At 63.7% G+C, this 20,217-nt stretch carries 19 protein-coding genes and 2 pseudogenes; 9 read left to right on the top strand and 12 right to left on the bottom strand.

Annotation, left to right across the window (positions count from 1 at the left end; genetic code table 11):
* The first annotated feature begins 12 nt into the window (after positions 1–12).
* Complete coding sequence (locus OS914_RS08785; protein WP_267545683.1) at positions 13–798, top strand: SDR family oxidoreductase; 786 nt, start codon at positions 13–15, stop codon at positions 796–798.
* Positions 799–936: 138 nt separating this feature from the next.
* Here OS914_RS08785 and OS914_RS08780 read toward each other — a convergent pair whose 3' ends face one another.
* The 4 genes from OS914_RS08780 to uraD all read right to left on the bottom strand — a co-directional run bounded on the left by OS914_RS08780 (position 937) and on the right by uraD (position 4,354).
* Positions 937–2,427, bottom strand: coding sequence for a nucleobase:cation symporter-2 family protein (locus tag OS914_RS08780; RefSeq protein WP_267545682.1), 1,491 nt, complete (start codon positions 2,425–2,427; stop codon positions 937–939).
* A 189-nt stretch (positions 2,428–2,616) separates the two neighbouring features.
* Positions 2,617–3,516 (bottom strand): factor-independent urate hydroxylase, encoded by a 900-nt coding sequence (gene pucL / locus OS914_RS08775; protein WP_267545681.1) that lies wholly within the window; start codon positions 3,514–3,516, stop codon positions 2,617–2,619.
* A gap of 2 nt (positions 3,517–3,518) precedes the next feature.
* Entirely contained in the window at positions 3,519–3,860 is a 342-nt protein-coding gene (gene uraH / locus OS914_RS08770) for a hydroxyisourate hydrolase (protein ID WP_267545680.1), read from the bottom strand.
* Positions 3,857–4,354: a 2-oxo-4-hydroxy-4-carboxy-5-ureidoimidazoline decarboxylase gene (gene uraD / locus OS914_RS08765; protein WP_420713915.1), complete on the bottom strand. Its 498-nt coding sequence runs from the start codon at positions 4,352–4,354 to the stop codon at positions 3,857–3,859. The genes uraH and uraD overlap by 4 nt, the downstream gene beginning before the upstream one ends.
* A 384-nt stretch (positions 4,355–4,738) precedes the next feature.
* On the opposite strand from uraD, the gene OS914_RS18190 reads away from it, so the two are divergent.
* Positions 4,739–4,822, top strand: coding sequence for an ATP-binding cassette domain-containing protein (locus tag OS914_RS18190; RefSeq protein ID WP_420713914.1), 84 nt, complete (start codon positions 4,739–4,741; stop codon positions 4,820–4,822).
* A 112-nt stretch (positions 4,823–4,934) separates the two neighbouring features.
* Here the strand turns inward: OS914_RS18190 and bcp are convergent, their stop codons facing one another.
* The gene (gene bcp, locus OS914_RS08755; RefSeq protein ID WP_267545677.1) at positions 4,935–5,405 is read right to left on the bottom strand and encodes a thioredoxin-dependent thiol peroxidase; all 471 of its coding nucleotides are present in this window, start codon (positions 5,403–5,405) and stop codon (positions 4,935–4,937) included.
* Positions 5,406–5,546: 141 nt separating this feature from the next.
* Positions 5,547–6,467, bottom strand: a complete 921-nt coding sequence (locus OS914_RS08750; protein WP_267545676.1) for an HpcH/HpaI aldolase/citrate lyase family protein — start codon at positions 6,465–6,467, stop codon at positions 5,547–5,549.
* Between the two features lie 255 nt (positions 6,468–6,722).
* On the opposite strand from OS914_RS08750, the gene OS914_RS08745 reads away from it, so the two are divergent.
* Complete coding sequence (locus tag OS914_RS08745) at positions 6,723–7,550, top strand: pullulanase X25 domain-containing protein (RefSeq protein ID WP_420713908.1); 828 nt, start codon at positions 6,723–6,725, stop codon at positions 7,548–7,550.
* Positions 7,551–7,579: 29 nt separating this feature from the next.
* Here the strand turns inward: OS914_RS08745 and OS914_RS08740 are convergent.
* Positions 7,580–7,819 (bottom strand): annotated as a pseudogene (locus tag OS914_RS08740) (SRPBCC family protein); the annotation flags it as partial.
* Positions 7,764–7,970: pseudogene (locus OS914_RS08735) on the bottom strand (hypothetical protein); the annotation flags it as partial. The pseudogenes OS914_RS08740 and OS914_RS08735, both read right to left, overlap by 56 nt.
* 60 nt (positions 7,971–8,030) lie before the next feature.
* On the opposite strand from OS914_RS08735, the gene OS914_RS08730 reads away from it, so the two are divergent.
* Positions 8,031–8,516, top strand: a complete 486-nt coding sequence (locus tag OS914_RS08730; protein WP_267545675.1) for a MarR family winged helix-turn-helix transcriptional regulator — start codon at positions 8,031–8,033, stop codon at positions 8,514–8,516.
* A 47-nt stretch (positions 8,517–8,563) separates the two neighbouring features.
* On the opposite strand, the gene OS914_RS08725 is transcribed toward OS914_RS08730, so the two are convergent.
* Complete coding sequence (locus OS914_RS08725) at positions 8,564–10,549, bottom strand: acyl-CoA dehydrogenase family protein (RefSeq protein WP_267545674.1); 1,986 nt, start codon at positions 10,547–10,549, stop codon at positions 8,564–8,566.
* Between the two features lie 139 nt (positions 10,550–10,688).
* On the opposite strand from OS914_RS08725, the gene OS914_RS08720 reads away from it, so the two are divergent.
* From OS914_RS08720 to OS914_RS08705, 4 genes are all read left to right on the top strand, one after another.
* Positions 10,689–11,804 carry a serine hydrolase domain-containing protein gene (locus tag OS914_RS08720; protein WP_267545673.1) on the top strand — a complete coding sequence of 372 codons (1,116 nt, stop codon included), beginning with the start codon at positions 10,689–10,691 and terminating at the stop codon, positions 11,802–11,804.
* Between the two features lie 84 nt (positions 11,805–11,888).
* Entirely contained in the window at positions 11,889–12,911 is a 1,023-nt protein-coding gene (locus tag OS914_RS08715) for a glutathione S-transferase family protein (RefSeq protein WP_267545672.1), read from the top strand.
* A gap of 73 nt (positions 12,912–12,984) precedes the next feature.
* Positions 12,985–14,271 carry a CynX/NimT family MFS transporter gene (locus tag OS914_RS08710; protein ID WP_267545805.1) on the top strand — a complete coding sequence of 429 codons (1,287 nt, stop codon included), beginning with the start codon at positions 12,985–12,987 and terminating at the stop codon, positions 14,269–14,271.
* A gap of 170 nt (positions 14,272–14,441) precedes the next feature.
* Positions 14,442–16,739, top strand: coding sequence for an FdhF/YdeP family oxidoreductase (locus tag OS914_RS08705; RefSeq protein ID WP_267545671.1), 2,298 nt, complete (start codon positions 14,442–14,444; stop codon positions 16,737–16,739).
* A gap of 34 nt (positions 16,740–16,773) precedes the next feature.
* On the opposite strand, the gene OS914_RS08700 is transcribed toward OS914_RS08705, so the two are convergent.
* The 3 genes from OS914_RS08700 to OS914_RS08690 all read right to left on the bottom strand — a co-directional run bounded on the left by OS914_RS08700 (position 16,774) and on the right by OS914_RS08690 (position 19,035).
* Entirely contained in the window at positions 16,774–17,091 is a 318-nt protein-coding gene (locus OS914_RS08700) for a DUF6457 domain-containing protein (protein WP_267545670.1), read from the bottom strand.
* Between the two features lie 156 nt (positions 17,092–17,247).
* Positions 17,248–18,717 (bottom strand): MFS transporter, encoded by a 1,470-nt coding sequence (locus tag OS914_RS08695; RefSeq protein ID WP_267545669.1) that lies wholly within the window; start codon positions 18,715–18,717, stop codon positions 17,248–17,250.
* 66 nt (positions 18,718–18,783) lie between these two features.
* Positions 18,784–19,035, bottom strand: a complete 252-nt coding sequence (locus OS914_RS08690) for a hypothetical protein (RefSeq protein ID WP_267545668.1) — start codon at positions 19,033–19,035, stop codon at positions 18,784–18,786.
* Between the two features lie 140 nt (positions 19,036–19,175).
* Here OS914_RS08690 and OS914_RS08685 point away from each other — a divergent pair, with 140 nt between their 5' ends.
* Positions 19,176–20,144, top strand: a complete 969-nt coding sequence (locus OS914_RS08685; protein ID WP_267545667.1) for an SGNH/GDSL hydrolase family protein — start codon at positions 19,176–19,178, stop codon at positions 20,142–20,144.
* Positions 20,145–20,217: the final 73 nt, after the last annotated feature.

Genomic DNA, 20,217 nt, shown 5'->3' with positions numbered 1-20,217 from the left:
TCAGGAGGCCTAATGACCGTTGAATCAAGCACAGTGACCGATAGTGGGAACGACGGCGGGAAGGTCGCCGTGGTGACCGGAGCCGGCTCCGGGATCGGCCGGGCGGTGGCACGGCTGCTGCTGGACTCCGGCTATCGGGTGGTGCTGGCCGGGCGGCGGGAGCAGGAACTCGTGGAGACCGCCGAGGGGAATTCCGCCGCCCTGACAGTACCGACGGATGTCACCATGCCGGCGGATGTGGAAGCACTCTTCGCAGCCGCTATCCGGCGGTTCGCCCGGGTGGACGTGCTCTTCAACAATGCGGGCACGTTCGGCCCCATGGGCTCAGTGGACGAGATATCCGTAGCGGATTGGGAAAGCACGATGGCCGTGAATATCACCGGTTCGATGCTGTGCGCTGCGGCGGCCGTACGTGCCATGAAGGTGCAGCAGCCCCAGGGCGGACGGATCATCAACAATGGCTCGATCTCGGCGCATTCGCCACGGCCGCGGTCTGCCGCCTATACCGTCACCAAACATGCCATCACCGGGCTGACCAAATCCATTGAACTGGACGGGCGCGGCTTCGGTATCACCTGCGGGCAGATCGACATCGGCAATACCGCCACCGACATCATGTCCACCCTGGGTGTGGGAACCGGAGCCCTGCAGGCCGATGGCAGTCGCCGGGTGGAGCCGACGTTTCCGGTGGCCGAAGCGGCCCGTGCGGTGCTGCTGATGGCGGACATGCCGCCGTCGGCCAGCGTGGGCTCGGTGCTGATCACGGCTGCCGGGATGCCCTTCGTCGGCCGCGGCTGACGCAAAACGCTGTGGCAAAACGCTGTGGCAAAACGCTGTGGCAAAACGCTGTGGCAAAACGCCGATCGACTGCGCCGCAGCTGTCCGAATGAGAGCTCAGACGGACATCTGCGGCACAGTCGATGGGATGCGAACCGGCTAGTGGTCCGATTCCACCTGGCGGATCGGCACCTGAACACCGTTGACATCGAGAAGCTTGCCGTCTTCCCAGCGGTCACCGTGCTCCAAGGCTTCCACCACTTCCGCCGGCACCAAGCGGTCAGCCGCCGCAGAGAAAACTGATGGATTCTGGGAGTTGCCGGCCTTGAGATGGTTGAACAGCAGGTTCAGCAGGATCGCCATGATGGCGGCAGAGCTGATGCCGGAGTGGAAGATCGTGGCAAACCAGTCCGGGAACTTGTTGTAGAAGGTCGGAGCAGCGATCGGTATGATCCCGGCACCGATGGCCGTGGCCACGATGATCAGGTTCATGTTGTTTTTGTAGCTCACCGTGGAGAGCGTGCGGATACCGCTGGCAGCAACCGTACCGAACAGGACGATGCCCGCCCCGCCCAGAACGGACAACGGCACGGCGGCCACAACGCGGCCCATGACGGGAAGCAGGCCCAGGATCACCAGGATGACGCCGCCGGCGGCAACCACAAACCGGCTCTTGATCCCCGTGACTGCCACCAGTCCAACGTTTTGGGCGAAGGCGCTTTGCGTGAAGGATCCGAAAATGGGGGCTACCGCGCTGGCGGCCATATCTGCCCGCAGGCCGTTGCCCAAGCGCTTAGAATCAACCTTCGTTCCGACGATTTCGCCGACGGCCAGGATATCTGCCGAGGTCTCAACCATGATGACCAAAACAACGATGAACATGGAGACGATTGCGGCAATATTGAACGTCGGCAGGCCCAAGTGGAAAGGTACCGGGAACGCGGCGATGTCGCCGACGCCCACCTTGGAGAAGTCTGCCATCCCGAGTGGGATAGCCACCAGCGTGCCGATCACAATGGCAAGCAGGATGGACAACCGCGAGATGGTGGCGCTGCCAAGCTTGCTCAGCAGCAGGACGATGGCCAGAGTCAGTGCGGTCAAGCCGATATTGGCCACGCTGCCGTAATTAGGGGCTTTAGCGTTTCCGCCCATCGCCCAGTTAGCCGCGACGGGCATCAGGGACAGCCCGATCACCGTGATCACGGTGCCCGTGACCACGGGCGGGAAGAACTTGATGATCTTGGAAAAGATGGGGGTGATCAGGAGCCCGACCACGGAGGAGACAATCACGGCGCCGAAGACAGATTGGATACCGCCGCCGCCTTTGACAATTGCCACCATGGTCGCAACGCCGGCAAAGGAAACACCCTGGACCAGCGGCAGCTGAGAGCCGAAGAACGGCACTCCGACGGTCTGCAGCAGGGTGGCAAGACCGCCCATGAAAAGGCAGGCAGCAATCAGCAGCCCGATATCCGCGGTGTTCATTCCGGCCGCCTGCCCGACGATCAGCGGTACTGCGATGATGCCGCCGTACATGGTGAGCACATGCTGGAGCCCGTAGCCGAAGCTGGCTCCAATCGACATCCGCTCGTCTTCGGGCCTGTCGGTGGCCGCGCGCCGCGACCGGCTCACTTTGGTGGTTCTGGACATGGTGCGAAGTCTCCGTCCCGGCATCAATCGTGCCGTCATGAAAAATTTTGGTCATGCGGGGTGCATGAAAAGCTTTGGTCATGAAACTGCCCGATTGTTACTTCGCTTAGCGGGTTCTGCCGCAATGAAAGTGTCGGGATGTTAGGACCGTGGGGGCGGGCGGTCGGCCCGTCCCCACGGCACCAGGTCCTAGCAGAAGCCGGCGACGCCTTCCCAGGCGCGGCCTGCATCGGATGCATCTTCGCGCAGGACCGTTGCTTCGATCAGGCCGTAGGGACGGTCAGCGGCGAAGAAAACCTCGTCCGGATTGTCCTGCCCGAAGGGGGACAGGTCCACGAGGAAGTGGTGCTTATTCGGCATGGAGAATTTGATCTCATCGACTTCCGGGTGGGCCTCGAGGACCTTCTTTCCCATTCCGAACAAGGTGTTCTGGAGGGCGGTGGAGTAGTCCTCCGTGAACGCTTCCAGCAGCAGGGCTTTGACATCGTCGTATGACTTGTTGAAGTCCACGTCGGTCGTGTTGTAACGCCACCGGGCTGCAACATCGGTCGCCAGGATCCGCTCGCTGGTCTCAGCCAAGGTGGTGTATTTATCCACCGGGAAGCCCTCGAAGCCGGACTGAGTGGTTTTCAGGACCGTCAGGCCCTTCAGGCCGCCCAGAACCTGGACATCGTCGCCGTCCTTGACGACGACGGCGGTGCGGGTTTCCGATCCGTTCTTGACGAACGAGTGATTGTGCGCCGAGCCATGGGCCTGGATGCGGTCCCAGCTGTAGGACTCAGCGGCCCACCGGCCACCGTCAACCCATTCAAAGCTGGAGGTGAAGTGCTCGGCCAGGCGGAGCAGGAAATTCTCCGGGGAGCCCACGCCGTCACGGGCAAAGGCGTAGACCGTGTTCTTCTGCGTGTCCGTCGGGACTACGTGCGCGTTGTCGCCCTGCAGATGGGCTGCCTCGAAGTCCCCGCGCAGCTCGGAGGTGACGTTGAGGTCTTCGATCTCGTGGCGGTCCGTGTCGCGGGTGACCTTGACCAGGCGGACCTCCGCCTTGCCGAACTGGTTAGCGCCGAGAATGATTTTGTTGCTGCTCATGATTAGTTTCCTCTGTACGTTGAATAGGCGAATGGACTGAGCAGCAGCGGCACGTGATAGTGCGCCTCGCTCTGGGCGACAGTGAATGTCAGCACAACCTCCGGGAAGAAGGTGTCCGTTTTGATGCCGGCGAAGTAGGGCCCAGTGGCGAAGTGCAGCCGGTAATCTCCGGAAGCAAGCCGCTCGGGGCCAAGGTCTTTCACCCGCCCGTCAGCATCGGTTTTGCCCGTCGCAATCGTGGACCAAGTGTCACCGTCGCGGGCGTAAAGCTCGACGGCGACACCTGCAGCCGGCGTGCCGGCTGCGGTATCCAGAATGTGGGTGGTCACATGGGAGACGCTCACGCGGTTACTCCTCCTTTGAGCCGCAGCAGGGCGATTTCGCGCAGCTGCTGGGCAACGATCGGATTCTCGGTTTCGGGGGTATTCTCCAGCCGCTCCTTGAGGACGGCCAGGATTTCACTTGAGCTCCTGCCGGCAGCGCGGATCAGGAAGACCCGGCCGAATTTTTCCTCATAGGCCCGGTTTCCCGCCACGAGCTCTGCTGCCACCTGTGCATCGGTGTGACCGAGTGCCGCTTGTTCGGAGCGGGAGAGGGCGGCTTCGGCGTTGCTGCCGGCGGCACGTTCACCTATCCGGGGATGGTGGGCCAGTGCGGACTCGATCTCCGCCTCGGCGAACGGGTCGGCAGCCTTGCCGGCACACTCCAGCAACGCTTCGATGCTCGTGAAGGGCCGCGCCCGGGCGATCTCCTCGATCCACCGTGGAACGTCAATACAGGGGCGGAGCACGGCTACCGCCTCTGCAGGCTGTAACCGATTGAATTGCTCAAGGGTCAGTTGATCAAGCAACATTGCTTGTACCTCGTACTAAAAATGCTGGCATCCACGGTGTAGGGCTATACGAAAAATCTCGCATCGTGGAACTGTTATTTCAGCATATGTAATAGTGAACCGCGTCACAAGGAAACTGTCAAGCTGCGGGGCAAATTTCCTCCAAAAAATTTTAGAACCATCGCCCGCTCGCAGCAACCTCCGGCGGGCGGCTAGTCCGTATGCTGGAGTCAGGTGCTCTGCGAAAGAGCCCCTCCAGAGGAAATGCGTTCAGATGAGTGAAGCGATTGAGCCGGTAGCGCCACTGATATTGCAGATCAATGACCTGCACGTGGCCTATGGCGCGCGGACGGTGGTTGACGGCCTCACCTTCCACGTGCGCGGGGAGAGATCTTCGGTTTACTTGGACCCAACGGCGCGGGCAAGACCAGCACGCTGAGCGTTATTGAGGGGCTTCTGGAGGTCAACCAATAAAAAGCGGCCAGCGGATGTGACCTTCGGTGGCTCGCGGGGGCGTTCCGGGCGAAAATGACAATGAAAAAGGCCACAACCCGGGAGATCCGGGCCGTGGCCTTTTGCTGCCTGATCAGTTAACGCCGAGGGTTTCGCGTAACTCGGCGACGTGGCCGGTCGGTGCGACGTTGTAGGCAGCGTGCAGCACGCGTCCTTCACCGTCCAGTACGAAGGTCGACCGGAGCACGCCTTCCATATCCTTACCGTTGACGGTCTTGTGGCCCCAGGCGCCCCATGCGCGCGCAACCTGTGCGCCGTCGTCGGCCAGCAGCGGGAAGGTCAGGGCCTGATCTTCGGTAAACGTGCGCAGCTTTTCGGGGGAATCCGGAGAAATTCCCACCACCTCGTAACCGGCCTTCTTCAGCGAGCCTAGGCTGTCGCGGAAGTCGCAGGCCTCCGTGGTGCAACCGGGGGTGGCTGCGGCCGGGTAAAAGTACACCACCACGTTGCGGCCCTGGAAGTCGGAGAGGGAAATGGTGTTGTCGGAGGCATCCTGGAGGCTGAACGTGGGGGCGGTAGTGCCGGAGGAAAGCTGTGCTGTCATGGGGTTTCCTTAGTCGTTGTGGGTGCTTAGTCGTTGTGGGTGCGGAGCCGTTGAGAATGCGGAATTTTACGCTGTGGCTTTGGGCAGTAAGCCGAGCGGACGCGTGGAGGCGGCAGACGGGGCGCGCTGATCATTGAAAGTCTACTCAGCCGTGCGCGCCCGCTGAAGCCCCAGAGCGCTGGCCAGCGTGAGGATTTTGCGTGCGCGGCCGATTCTGGGCAGGTCGCTTCCGTCGCGGATAATCCCGCCGCGGGCATCGAAATCGGCCAGGAAGTCACATGCCCAGTCAATGTCCGTCGGCGTGGGGCTGATGACCTCGTTGATCACCGGAGCCTGATCAGCTGAAAGGCAGAGTTTGCCCGTCATTCCCATCAGCACGGTGATTCCCGACTGCTCGCGGAGAATCGGGCGACTGGTTCCCACCGTCGGGCCGTCAATAGGGCCGGGGAGATTACCGGCGCGGCTGGCCACGACCAGCTTCGCCCGCGGGTACGCCATCGCCTCCCGGTCCGCGCTCATGCCGGTGTCGCGGCGGAAGTCGCCGCTGCCAAAAGCCAGACGGAAGGCCCCATGTGCGCGGGCAATGCGCGTCGCTTCCTCGATGCCGTAGGCGGATTCAACGAGGGCCACAATGCGGTGCTTACCACCGAGACGGTCAAAGGTGGTGGAGACCTGTTCGGGGGTCTCAGTCTTCGCAAGCATCACTCCGAGCAGTCCGGGCGCATCCCTGAGAGCGGCCAGATCGTCTGCCCAGAAAGCCGAGGCTGCATCATTGACACGCACCCACGCCTGGCCGCCGTTGTGAAGCCAGCGGGATACAGTCTCCCGGGCTTCCGGCTTTTTACCAGGGTCGACCGCATCTTCAATATCCAGAACGACGGCGTCCGCGGGTGATGCCGCAGCGTCACCGAAAATTTCCGGCCGGGTTGCGGGGACCAGCAGCCAGGAACGTGCGACCTCCGCTTGGACTGCAGGTGCCCGTCCTGTGTCCTGTTGAGGATCGGCCGGTCTGTCTTCACCTCCGGCGTCTTGGGTATCCCGGATGGCGGTAGCGGTATGCATGGCGGGTTGCCTCTTCTAAACATTTCGTATAACGAAAACTAAATATTGTTCTATGAAATTATGCTAGAACTCCCCTGCGAATTAGTCAACGAAGGGGAGTGCGCGCCCATGCGCGGGGGTTGTGGGCCACTTCGGCCCACGGCATCCGTTTCGTGGAACCCTGGGGGGGTTACCCCTTTTGTGACGGCGCGGGAATGGCATCTAAGGCCTCCCTGCTGGCAGAATGAAAGCACATTGATCGCCGCAGGAGGCACCGTGGATACTGTCACTGGAAACAACATCGACCGTCGGCTCAAAGCCGTGCTGGATATTATGGCCGCCGGAGCCTGGCGGGGCGAGAAGCCGGGGGCGGGAGAGGTTCTGGCGGAGGCCATTGCGGTGGTGCCCTTTGACGCGGAGGAGGGCAAGCTGCTCAGCGGGGGAGTGCCGCGCGGCCACAAGAACCTGACCACGGCAACGGCGAAACTGGTCAAAGCCGGTTGGCTGGTGAAGGGCCGCAGCGGTTGGTCGCTCACCGATGACGGGCTGCGGGCCACGGTCGCCTTCCCGGACGCAGAATCGCTGGCAGCTGCGCTCGCGGCGGGAACACCGGTCCCGGCAGATATGCCCGTGCCGACATCGCCGGCCAAAGCCACCAAGGCCACCAAGGCTGAGTCCGGCAAAACGGCAGAAAAAGGCACCACCAGGAAAACCCGCACTGCCAAACCCGCTGCGGCACAGAAAGACTCCGCATCCCCTAAGGTAGCCGCCGCGCAGACCGCACCGTCCGCCGTCGAACTGGGGCCACAACCGGAATCCGTCGCCATCGTCGGGGACTTCGGCACGTCGCTGGGCGCGCCTGGCAACTGGGAACCGGACTACGACGAAGTACAGATGAAGTTCGATGACAAGGACCGACTCTGGAAGCTGACGGCGGAACTCCCCGAGGGGTTCTACAGCTACAAGGCCACCATCGACAGGTCCTGGGAAGAAAATTACGGAGCGTTCGGGGTGCGCGGCGGGGCTAACCACGAACTGCATCACCGGGGTGGCCCGATCACCTTCCGCTACGATCACGGCACCAAGGACGTTCTCACCAGCTGACGGTCTGCGACGCTGTCACGGATCCCTGCTTAGCTTCCCAGTAGCTCGTCGAGCCGCTCATATTCTTCAGACATGCCAGCCTCCATACCGGAGGCGGCCATGCCGTCGCGGGCGTCTTGACTGGGGTGGACGGCGTGGCCGTGGAGCCGTGTGCGGCCGTTGCCGAGGTCCTCGAAGGTGGCGAACTCGATGCAGACCACATCCGGATAGCCGTCAAATTCGAAAGTCTGGATGGCAAACTCGTTGTCCCGGACCGTATGGAAGAGGCCGCCGCTCTTCACGAACCAACCTGTACTGGTCGATCCAGCCGGCCAGCGCTTCAAGCTGCACTGGGTTTAGGTGGACGGGTCGGCGCTGGGCACCGCGGCTGCGGGTGACCAGAGGGGCCTGCTCGCGGACCTCTATGTGTTTGGAGCCGGCAAGGGGTCATGCACGCTGACAAAAAAGTTGAAGTATCAAGTATTGTGGGATGAGCAATTCATGAGCGAACCGAACTGGTTGTCTGCGCAGGAGCGACAGGCCTGGCTGGCGTTGCTGTCCACCATGACGCTGCTGCCCGGCGCCCTGGACGGGCCCCTGCAGCAGGAGGCCGGGCTTTCGCTCTTCGACTACAACGTGCTGGCCATGCTCTCCGAAGCGACCGACCGGACCTTGCCCATGAGCGAGCTCGCCGCGCGGACCAGTGCCTCACTCTCCCGGCTCTCGCACGTGGTGAAGAAGCTGGAAGGCCGGAACTATGTCACCCGGTGCACGCACGCCCGGGATGCGCGGGTCACCACGGCCACCGTCACGGAGCCGGGAATGGATCTGGTTACGGGACTGGCGCCGGCGCATGTGCACAATGTGCGGACGCTGGTGTTTGACCAGCTGGACGACGACGACGCGGCCGACCTTGCGCGGATCGGCCGCAAACTGGTGCGTGGTCTGGACCCGCAGCACTGGATTCTCCGTGAGCCTGCGCCCTGACGGAGCGACTCAGGCCCGGTTATCCCATGGTCTTGGCGCCGGTGGCGTCAGCGGTATTTGCGGTGCTGGTTCTCCTTGCTGCTGGGTCCTGAGACGGTTTCGGCTATCCATGGACCGGTCCCCTCGGAGACATCGATGATTCCCTGTTCCAGCCAGCCGAAATCGCCCGCGAGCACGCCGGACGCAAGGCGCGCGTCGCCGTCGTCCGTGTTGTGCCAAAGGTCGGAGAACAGCGCGTCCGCGCGGATCCGGGCCTGGCCACAAAACGCTTCGGCCAGTTCTATCGCGTACCGCCCCTGCACAGGGTCCTTCATGCGCAGCATTTCGGCGCGGCTGCAGCAGGCTGCCATCGCGAACAGCTCGGCGCCGATGTCCACGATCCGGCCAAGGAACGCCTGCTTGTATTCCAGTTTCGCCTGCCAGCGGCCCATTGCGTAAAACGTCTGTCGGGCGAGTTTGCGGGACGCCCGTTCGATGTAGCGCAGCTGCCCTGCCAGCGGCCCGAATTCGCTGTAGGAGCGCGGATCCATGCCCTTGCCCACGGCGAGTTTGGGCAGCCATTTGGCGTAAAAACCGCTCGCGGCGACGGCAGCCTTACCCTTGTCCTGCAGGGAGGCGGTGGCGGAGGCAAGATCGCCGGCCGCGCTCAAATGGGCATCCACGGCTTCCCGCGCGATCAGCAGGTGCATAATCTCCGTGGAGCCCTCGAAGATCCGGTTAATACGCATATCGCGGAGCACCTGCTCGGCAGGGACGGCCCGTTCGCCGCGGGCCGCCAGGGACTGCGCAGTTTCGTAGCCGCGGCCGCCGCGGATCTGCACCAGCTCGTCGGCACACCGGTAGGCCATCTCGGAGGACCATAATTTCGCCAGGGCTGCCTCGATGCGGACATCCTTCATGTGCGAATCCGCCAGCTCGGCGGAGAGTTCAAAGACAGCCTCAAGAGCAAAGGCGGTCGCGGCCAGGAACGCGATCTTCTTGCCCACCGCCTCGTGCTGGCCCACGGGTTTACCCCACTGGGTCCGGGCGTTGGACCATTCCCGGGCGATCTTCAGGGTCCATTTGCCGGTGGCCGCGCACATCCCGGGAATGGACAGCCGGCCAGTGTTGAGTGTGGTGAGAGCTATTTTCAGTCCCTGCCCCTCGCGGCCCAGCCGGTTGGCTGCCGGAATGCGGACCTGATGGAAGCGTGTCACACCGTTTTCAATACCACGCAGACCCATGAAGGAGTTGCGGTTTTCAACGGTGACCCCGGGGGTGTCAGCTTCCACCACGAAGGCGGAGATACCACCCTTGGCAGGGGTCCCGTCCGGGAGTATATGTGGGGGAACCGTGGCCATCACCACCACGATTTCGGCGATGACCCCGTTGGTGGTCCAGAGTTTGACGCCGTCAAGCACGTACTCGGTGCCATCCTCGCTCAGCACCGCGGTGCAGCCCATCCGGGCCGGGTCCGATCCGACGTCCGGCTCGGTGAGCAGGAACGCGGTGATGGCCCCGGCGGCACATCGGGGCAGGTATTCCTTCTTTTGTTCCTCGGTGCCAAAGACCTTCACCGGCTCGGGCACGCCAATGGACTGATGCGCAGAGACCAGCGCGCCAAATGACGGATGGACGGAACCGAGTAGCTGCAGCGCCCTGCCGTAGTAAGTCAGCGAAAGTCCCAGGCCGCCATATTCACGCGGGATCTTCATGCCAAAGACGCCCAATTCGGTCAGCCCGGCAAGGTATTCATCCGGGATCAGGGCGTCGCGTTCGATCCGGGTGGCATCCAGAGTTTCGCAGTAGGTCCGCAGCCTGCCCAGGAACTCTTCGCCGCGCTCGGCATCGTCGGCTGTGGGCTCCGGGTGCGGATGAATCAGGGAAATATCGAAGTTACCCAGATAAAGACCCTTGGCAAAACTGGGCCGGGACCAATCGGTTTCGCGCGCATCCTCGGCGACCTTCCGTGCGTCCTGTTCGGTGACCTGGGAGCCGCCGCCTATTGGAGCGGGGTTGCTGGATGCCGTGGGATTGTCAGCCTTGACGCTCATTATGTCCCTTTCGCCGCCCGATGGGTGCAGGCGCCTGCACGGGTTGTGAGGACCCGTCGGGGTGTGACTCATGCTACCCGTCAGTAGCCGGGGAAGCTATGGCCGCGGTATGCCCGCCGCCGGCACCTAGGCTGGGAACATGAGTGAACACGCGCAGGGTTTTGCCGCCGAGGAGTTCGACGCCGTCCGCCGCCTTTTTGATTCCATGCTCGCCGCCGATCCCCGGTACAGTGCCCAAGTGGCGGCCTACCATCAGGGCGTGAAGGTACTGGACCTGCACGGTGGCCCGGACATTGCCGCAGATTCCGTGACAGGCGTGTTTTCCTGCTCCAAGGGTGTGGCCGCGCTCGCCTTTGGCTTATTGGTGCAGGACGGCCTGATGGATCTGGACGCCACGGTAACGCGATACTGGCCCGAATTTGGCTGCCACGGTAAGGAAATGCTCACGGTCCGTCAGCTTTTGAGCCATCAGGGCGGCCTGGTCGGCGTGCCTGGCGGCTTCGCCATGGAGGAATACAACGATGCCGCCGCCGTGGCCGCCAAGCTGGCCGCGGCGGTTCCGTTGTGGCGCCCCGGCCATGCCTTCGGTTATCACGCGCTGACCATGGGCGTGTTCCTGGAGGAACTCTGCTGCCGGATCACGGGCGGAACCTTGCAGTCGCTGTATGAGGAGCGGATCCGGACGCCGTTTGCGGTGGATATGTATCTGGGTCTACCGGAGAGCGAGGAGCCGCGGTACCGCGACGTCCTCTTCGACGAGGATCCAAGCCTGCCGTTCATCGATCCTGAGGGCATTGTCGGCATGTCAGCTAATGTTCGGGCAGGCAACCTGCTGACGCTGCCGAACATGCGTTCCATCCGGGCGGCCGGCAGCTGCAGCGGCGCGGGCGTGGGATCCGCTGCCGGGCTGGCCAGACTCTACGCCGCTGCCAGCACGGGGGTCCACGGTGGCCAGCCGTTCCTGACGCCGCAGACCATCGCGACGATGAGCCAAGAACAGGTCTGGGGCATCGACCGCGTCTTCAGTGCGGAAAGTGCCTTCGCCGTCGTCTTCATGAAGGCACATGCGCGGATGGATTTCGGCAGTGCGCAGGCGTTCGGGCACGACGGCGCTAATGCGGCTTTGGGGTTTGCCGATCCAGCGTACGGGATCGGTTTCGGCTACATTCCGCAGCGTGCCGAAGAGGGCGGGACGGTGGGCCGCGGCATGCAGCTAAGTACCGCGGTACGGAAGGTGCTGCTCGGCCAGACATAAGCCATGCCGGGTCCGCCGGGTCCGCACGCTTCCGCACGCTTCCGCACGCTTAATCCCAACGGGGAACCGGCCTAAGCTGGGGCCATGAGCACAAACACATATGTCACCGGCGGCCAGGAGTACACCCGCGACACCCATTACATTGAAGATCGCATTGTCCGCGACGGGGACGCTCCTGACGCCGGGCGGTGGCCGGTGGAGAGCGGCCGCTACCGACTCATAGCCGCCCGGGCGTGCCCGTGGGCCAATAGAACTGTGATCGTGCGCCGGTTACTGGGTTTGGAGGACGTGATTTCCCTCGGTCAGCCCGGCCCCACCCACGATGAGCGCAGCTGGTCTTTTGACCTCGACCCGGATGGCAAAGATCCGGTGCTGGGCATTGAACGGATTCAGGACGCCTATTTCAGGCGCTTTCCGGACTACCCTCGCGGTATAACGGTTCCCGCCGTCGTCGACGTTCCCTCCGGCGCGGTCGTGACCAACAACTTTCCGCAGATCACGCTGGACTTCTCCACCGAGTGGACCGAATATCAGCGCGAGGGTGCTCCCCGTCTCTACCCGGAGGAGCTGCGGGAAGAAATCGACCGGGTCAACCAGCGTGTCTTCACGGAGGTCAATAACGGCGTCTACCGATGCGGATTTGCCGGTTCCCAGGAGACCTACGACGCCGCCTACGACCGCCTGTTTACGGCCATGGACTGGTTGGAAGAGCGCCTGTCCGGCCAGCGCTTCCTGGTCGGAGAGACCATTACGGAGGCCGATGTACGGCTCTTCACAACGCTGGCGCGCTTTGACGCCGTCTACCATGGGCATTTCAAATGCAACCGGAACAAACTCACCGAGATGCCCGCCCTGTGGGGCTACGCGCGGGACCTGTTCCAGACCCCCGGCTTCGGCGACACCATCGATTTCCAGCAGATCAAGCGGCACTACTACTTGGTGCACCAAGACATTAACCCCACGCAGATCGTACCTAAAGGGCCGGATACGTCCGGCTGGCTGACCGCGCACGGGCGCGAGAGGCTCGGCGGCCGGCCATTCGGGGACGGCACCGCTCCCGGACCGGTTGCTCCCGGCGAAGAGGTGGCTCCGGGGCACGGAGCCTGAGGCAAGGGCGCGTGGCGGCCCCGGCGCCTCTTGTACCATAAGTAGCGTGAAATCCTCAGCTTCCCGGTCGGAAATGCCGGTACCGGTCGGAGCGCCCGCATCCGGCCATCTGGGCCCGGCCGGCCTGCTGGTCGACTCCGAGGTCGATGATGTTCCCCAGGCGGATCGCACCCGTATCACCGGACCGCGGAGTTTATTGTACGTCGCGGTCTGCTTGATCCTCGTCGGGCTGAACCTTCGCACCGTCTTCTCCAGCTTTTCTGCCGTCCTCACCGAAATCACGGCAGCGTCGGGCATGCCGGTGCTCATGGTCACGCTGCTGACCACCGTCCCGGTGACGTTCCTCGGCCTCTTTGCACCGCTGGCACCCGGGCTGGCCCGGCGTTTCGGCGCGGAACGCACCCTGCTCGTCGCCATGGTGGTGCTCACGCTCGGTCTGGCCATGCGCGGCACCGGTGCCATCGGCGCCATGTTGGCCGGCACCTTCGCCGCGGGAGCCGCAATCGCCGTCGTCAATGTCCTGCTGCCGGGACTGGTGAAACGGGACTTCCAGCACCGGCTGGGGCTGATGAGCGGGCTGTACACCATGTCCCTCTGCGGGGCGGCTGCGTTGGGGGCCGGGTTTACGCATCCGATGTACGCAGCGACCGGCTCGTGGCAGACCGCGCTGGCCTTTTGGACGCTGCCAGCGGCGGTTAGCGTGCTGCTTTGGGCGCCGATTGCCCTGCGCCAAAAGCATGTGCGGCGTGCGCAGGTGGTTGCCGGGCCCAGCGTATGGCGCTCACCACTGGCCTGGCAGATCACCTTGTTTATGGTCTTTCAGGCCATGATGTCCTTTTCCGTTTTTGCCTGGCTGGCACCGATTCTGCGTGAACGTGGGGTAGACGGCGGCACGGCGGGAACCATTGTGGCAGTTTCGATTGTGCTGCAGATGGGTGGTTCGCTGCTGGCCCCGGCGCTCGCCGTGAAGCTCAGCCGGCAGCGCGGCATCAATACGATGGTGGCGCTGATGACCGGCGTCGGCTTTGCACTGAGCATCTTCGGCCCGCTGGGCTGCATCTGGATCTGGACCGGGCTGCTGGGCCTGGGGCAGGGGAGCCTGACCGCCGTCGCGCTGACCATGATTGTGCTGCGGACCAAGGACGCCCACACCGCCTCGCACCTGTCCGGCATGATGCAGGGTGTTGGCTACGGCGTCGGCTCTACCGGCACGCTGCTGGTCGGCTGGCTACACGCGGCCACCGGAAGTTTTGCACCGGCCGGATTGATGTTTCTCCTGGTCGGAGCGCTGTGCGCCGGGTTCGGGTGGCGCGCGGGCAGGCCGCGGTTTGTGGAGCGCGACGACGGTGCAACCGTCTAATCCCAACAGGGAGGGTTGCACTCGACCGGGGAGGGCAAGCCGGCGCACGGGCGGAAACTGCCCGATCGCTTGCGGCGTCTGCGAATAACTGTTAGGCCTTAGACAGGTGTGCGGAGCCGCCGCTCGTCCCGGTGTCGGGACACGCCATCGTACATGAAGGGAAGTGCTCCATGACCCGTAAGAATCCCGAGGTCGAGGTCGAGGACGAAAGCCAGATCGAGGTCGGTAAGCCGAAAACGTGGGCCGCTGGCCTGCCTGGCGTCCTTCACTCGATGGGGCCGGCGCTGAAGGACATGGGGGTGAACAGGACCCGGAAAACCCTGCTGGCGATGAACCACCGCGACGGCTTCGATTGCATGAGCTGTGCCTGGCCGGATCCGGATCACCGCAAGGCCTTTGAATTCTGCGAGAACGGGGCCAAGGCGGTCACCTGGGAGGCCACACCCATCACCGTTGACTCGGACTTCTGGGCGCAGAATCCGGTGAGCGGGCTCCGCACCAAGTCGGAGTACTGGCTGGGACAGCAGGGCCGCCTCACCGAGCCGGTCTACAAGGCCGCAGGCAAGGACTATTACCAGCCAATCAGCTGGGGTGAGGCCTTCACCATCATCGCCAAGAAGCTGAACGCCCTGGACTCCCCGGACCAGGCGTCGTTTTACACCAGCGGCCGCACCTCCAACGAGGCCGCTTTCAGCTACCAGTTGTTCGTGCGCGCTTTCGGCACCAACAATTTGCCGGACTGCTCCAATATGTGCCATGAATCCACCGGCTGGGCGATGGGGCAGACGCTGGGCATCGGCAAAAGCACCATTGCCTACGACGACTTCGGCAAGTCCGATCTGATAATCATCATGGGCCAGAACCCCGGCACCAACCACCCGCGCATGCTCACTGCGCTGGAGGAGGCCAAGAACAATGGCGCGCAGATCGTCGCCGTTAATCCACTTCCCGAGGCGGGTCTGCGGCGCTACAAGAATCCGCAGGAGGTCAAGGGGATCATTGGGGCTGGGACGGAGATTGCGGACCAATTCCTGCAGATCCGTCTGGGCGGGGACATGGCGCTGCTGCAGGCGATCTGCAAACGGGTCCTGGAGGCGGAGGACGCTAAGCCGGGCACGGTGCTGGACCACGAGTTCATTGAGCAGCACTGCCAAGGGCTGGAGGAACTGAAGGCACACCTGGCCCGGTTGGACGAGGGCGCAGTATTGGCGGCGACTGGTCTGCGCCGGGAGGAGATCGACGAGCTGGCCGACCGTTACCTGCGGGCGGAGCGGGTCATCATCACGTGGGCCATGGGACTGACCCAGCAGAAGAAGGGTGTGGCGGCCATCAAGGAGGTCATCAACCTGCTCCTGCTCCGCGGCAACATCGGCAAGCCGGGGGCCGGTGCGTCCCCGATCCGGGGGCACAGTAATGTGCAGGGGGATCGCACGATGGGTATCTGGGAGCAGATGCCGCCGGTTTTCCTGGACGCGCTGGAGAAGGAGTTCGGTTTCAACCCGCCCCGTGAGCATGGCGCGGACGCCGTGCAGACCATCCAGCGGATGCGCGACGGCGGCATGAAGGTTTTCGTGGCACTGGGCGGGAACCTGGTGGCCGCCATCTCAGACACCACGGCGGCCGAGGCGGCGATGGAAAACCTGGATATGAGCGTGCAGATCTCCACCAAGCTGAACCGGTCCCACACGGTGGTGGGAAAGGAGGCACTGATCCTGCCGACCATGGGCCGGACCGAAATCGACCGGCAGGCCTCCGGCGAACAGTTCGTCTCCGTGGAGGACACCGTCTGTGCGGTGCACCCGTCCTGGGGAAAGGTGGAACCAGTGGCGCGCAACCTGCTCTCCGAAGTAGCGATCGTCTCCCGGCTGGCCCAAGCGACGCTGGGCGGGAAGGTGGCGGTGGACTGGGACGGATTTGAGCGGGACTATGACCTGGTCCGCGAGCACATTTCGCACGTCGTGGCCGGCTGCGAAAACTACAACGAACGCATCCGCCAGGACGGCGGATTCGTGCTCGCGAACGGGCCCCGGGACTCCCGGACCTTCCACACGCCCACCGGCAAGGCGGTGTTCACGGTCAACGACCTGGAGCACGTCCAGTGCCCGCCGGGCCGGCTGATCCTGCAGACCATGCGGTCCCATGACCAGTTCAACACAACCATCTATGGCCACAATGACCGCTACCGGGGAATCAAAAAGGGCCGCCAGGTCGTCTTTGTGAACCCGGAGGATCTTGCCGAATTGGGCCTGGCGGACGGCCAGTACGTCGACGTACACGGCGAGCACCACGACAATCAGGAGCGGGTGCTGCGAAACTACCGGCTGGTGTCGTATCCGACGGCAAGGGGATGCGCTGCCGCCTACTACCCGGAGGCGAACGTGCTGGTGCCGCTGGACAGCGTGGCTGACGGGAGTAACACCCCGGTCTCCAAACACGTGATCGTGCGGCTGGAGCCCACCAGCGCCTGATCGCCGGGGGGGGGCGACCGGACGGGCCGGCGCTCTACTGCGCCGTGCCTGCCCACCCCTTGGTGTCAGGGCCGCCGGCTGTTCCGTCCTCGCACAGCTTCAGGGCTGTGTCGACGGCGGAACTGACCGCTGCCGGTGAGTCAACGTGGCCGCTGCTGACGGCAAGAGCGGCTGCGTAGCCGACGATGAAGGCGCTAATCGGCCCGGCCGAGGGTCCCGCCGTGCGTGCGGACTCGTCAGCCAGTCGGCGAATCAACGGCTGGTCCACTTTCAGATCCAGGATTTGCAGTGCCTGCGAGAGCCGTTGGCCCCAATGAGCCAAAGCCCGCTCTTCCTTGTCATGGTCAGTCATCGCTGCTCCCTCTTCCGGTCGTATACCTGCATTGTTGCCTGGGACGTTGTTGTGAAGGTTTCTGCCGTAAACGATTTGCCTTGGGCCATTGCGCGGTCCCGGGCTTGCTTCAAGGAATAGCATCCGGGACCGCTTAGCACAATACAGAGATACGTTTCAGCCGGTGCGCCGCGCGACCAATCCCGCAGCGAGGGACAGCAGCGCGGCGACGCCAAAGGCCGCGGCGAAACCCCCCACCGGATTGATCAGCAGGGCGGCAAAGACGGCTCCCACCACACCCAGCACGGCGGCGGTAGTGAGAGTCTCGTTAAGCTGCAGGGCCGAAGCGTTGCTTCCCTGTTCCGCGGGAGGCGACTGCTCCAGCACCAGGACGGACTGCGTTGGATAGGCCATCCCCATTCCCATCCCGGCGAAGGCCCAGCCCAGCCATGCGATCCAGACGGGCGTGGCAGGCAGCACCACCAAGGTGCAAATCAGCAGCCCGAGCAGGATGCCCAGCGCCCCGGTCACCAGGCGCATGTGCGGTGGAACGAAGCCGCCGCCAGCGAACCAGGAGCCGGTGAACCAGGTAATCCCGCCCACGGTGAGCGACAGCCCGGCAAGCCAGGCCGGCAGCCCGCGCTGTTGAATCATAAGCAGCGGCAGATAAACGTCACCGATCATGAAGGCGGTGCCGATCAGGGCGCGCATGAGGATCAGCGACGGCAGACCGCGCCGCGAACGCCAGGTTCCCCGCGGCAGTAGTTTGGGCACGGCGACGATCAGGACGACGACGGCGGCCCCAAGTTCGGCGGCCCACCAGCGTTGCGCCCGCTGGGCCGCATCCCCCAGGACCAGCACCGCCAGGGCGGCGGCCAGGGCCCAGCCGGGCCGACGCCACACGGGAGCGATCCGTAATCGGGGCAGGCGTCGCCGGGGAGTTTGCCGTCGCTGGCGCCTGGTCCGGGATGAAACCGGACCGATCGGAGAAAAGCCAGCGGGACGCCGGGGTGTGCGGCGTGGGGCGGTCATATTCATGCCGCGGGTGCCCGAGCGGACCAGCGCCACGGCGAAGACGGCCAGGACGGGAACAGAACCGAACACCCAGCGCCAGCCGAACTGGTCGGTGACGGCACCGCTGACGGCCGGCCCCACAATAGCCGGCAGCACCCAGGCTGCCGACAGCGCGGCGAACATTTTGCCGCGCAGGGCGGACGGGAACACACGGGCAATCACTACATACAGGGCTACGCCCTCCAACCCAGCGCCCAGACCCTGAATGGCCCGCCCTGCCACCAGGACTTCCATGGTCGGCGCGGCGGCAGCCACCAGCAGGCCTGCGCAATCCACGGCGATGCCCGCCAATAACGGCGTCCCGGGGCCCGATCGGTCTATCCACGGCGCCGCAAAGGCCATCGCAACCACCGAAGTGGCCATCGTTACGGCAAACGCCAGGCCATAAAGCGGGAGGCCGTCAAGTTCCTGCGCCGCGCGCGGCATCGCCGTCGTGATGGCGGAGACGGAGGAGGCAATCAAAAAAGCCAGGCTAAACAGCCCCACCGTCGCCTTGCGGTAGGTGGCTCCCCAGATGGATGCCGAAGCGGCGGCCGTTTTTTCCGCTGATTGTGGCGCGGAGTTACGTTTCACTCTTCTATCATGGTCCGCAATGAGCACGCCGAACCAGTAGTTCGTCAGGAACGGTGCAGCTGGGCTTTAGGCGTTGGCCGCGGCCGCACTTTCGCCGCTCCCGGAATTGTCCCGGCCGCCGCTCTCCCGCTCGGCGAATTCCTCGTCGATTTCATAGTGCCGAAACTCCGTCTCCGGGTTCGGCCCGCCCTCCACAACATATTCACGATCGAGCTGGCGCTGTACCTGGCTGTCGAGGATCTGCAGTTTCGTGTCCGCGATCTTATCGAGATTCTCGGGAAACTTGTCGTCGGGGCTGAGACGCAAATTGCTGGCCATGGTGTGCTCTCTCGCTAGGGATTCCGCTGATGAAGGCTATGGCACAAAACGGAAGTTTGAGCCGACTATATTGTAACGGGACGTCGCTGCGCACAATGATCGTAGGATTAGCCTGTCCAGTTCCCGGCGCGGAGGTAAGTGTGGAAGTCCCGGCAAAGATCTCGGCAGAGTTTTCGACCAGGTTTTCGACGAAATATGTCGCCCTCGGGGATTCCTTCACCGAGGGCATGGGCGACGACGATGCGAGGCTGCCGCACGGCTGCCGTGGCTGGGCGGACCGCGTGGCCGAACAGTTGGCTCGGGCCGATGCCGATGCCGATGCCGATGCCGATGCCACTGCCACCGCCACCGCTGACGCCAACCAAGGGCCCGGCCTTGGCTATGCGAACCTGGCAATCCGGGGTAAAAAGCTGCGGCAGGTTCTCAGCGAGCAGATCGATGCCGCGGTGGCGCTGGAGCCCACCCTTATCAGTATCTACGCGGGAGCCAACGACATTCTCCGCCCCAGGGTGGATATCGATGCCCTCGTGGAGGACTACAGCCGTGGGATTGCGAAGCTAAGTGCTACCGGCGCCACGGTGCTGCTGTTCACCGGGTTCGACTCCAAGGCCTCGGGAGTTTTCGGAAAGACCCGGGGACGGACGGCCATTTACAACGAGCTGGTCAGGGAAATTGCGGATGAGCATGACGCGCTGCTCGTGGACTACTGGCGCTTTGACGAATACGACGATGCACGGATGTGGAGCATCGACCGAATGCATATGTCCACCGCCGGACATATCAATATGGCACGCCGCGTGCTGTCCCTGCTGGAGCGGGAATCCGGGCTGGACGTACCGGACCTTCAGCCGCTCCCGGCGTTGAGTCGGCTCAAGGTCGCAGCGGCCAATGCCCAATGGGCGCGGGAATATGTGGGCCCGTGGATCGGCCGGCGGTTGCGCGGAGTCTCGTCCGGGGACTCCCTCGAACCGCGGTGGCCACGGCTGCATTCCCCGGCACGGGCCACGGTCGGGGAAGGCAATCTGGGTACTGGAGACCTCGCGGATTCCCCGGATCGTGGTGCCTCATGTCAATATGCTCGCCAAATGATTCCTGCGTGCCTCATCTAATGTGCTCGCGAAAGTGTCATGCTGCGTGGGGTGCTTGGGAGTAGGTCTTGGCTGCGGCGAGCCGGATGAGTTG

It is taken from the genome of Arthrobacter endolithicus (assembly GCF_026627425.1).
Classification (GTDB): Bacteria; Actinomycetota; Actinomycetes; order Actinomycetales; family Micrococcaceae; genus Arthrobacter_M.
The sequence above is the reverse complement of the archived record's forward strand: the minus strand, read 5'-3'. Positions and strand labels throughout refer to the sequence as shown.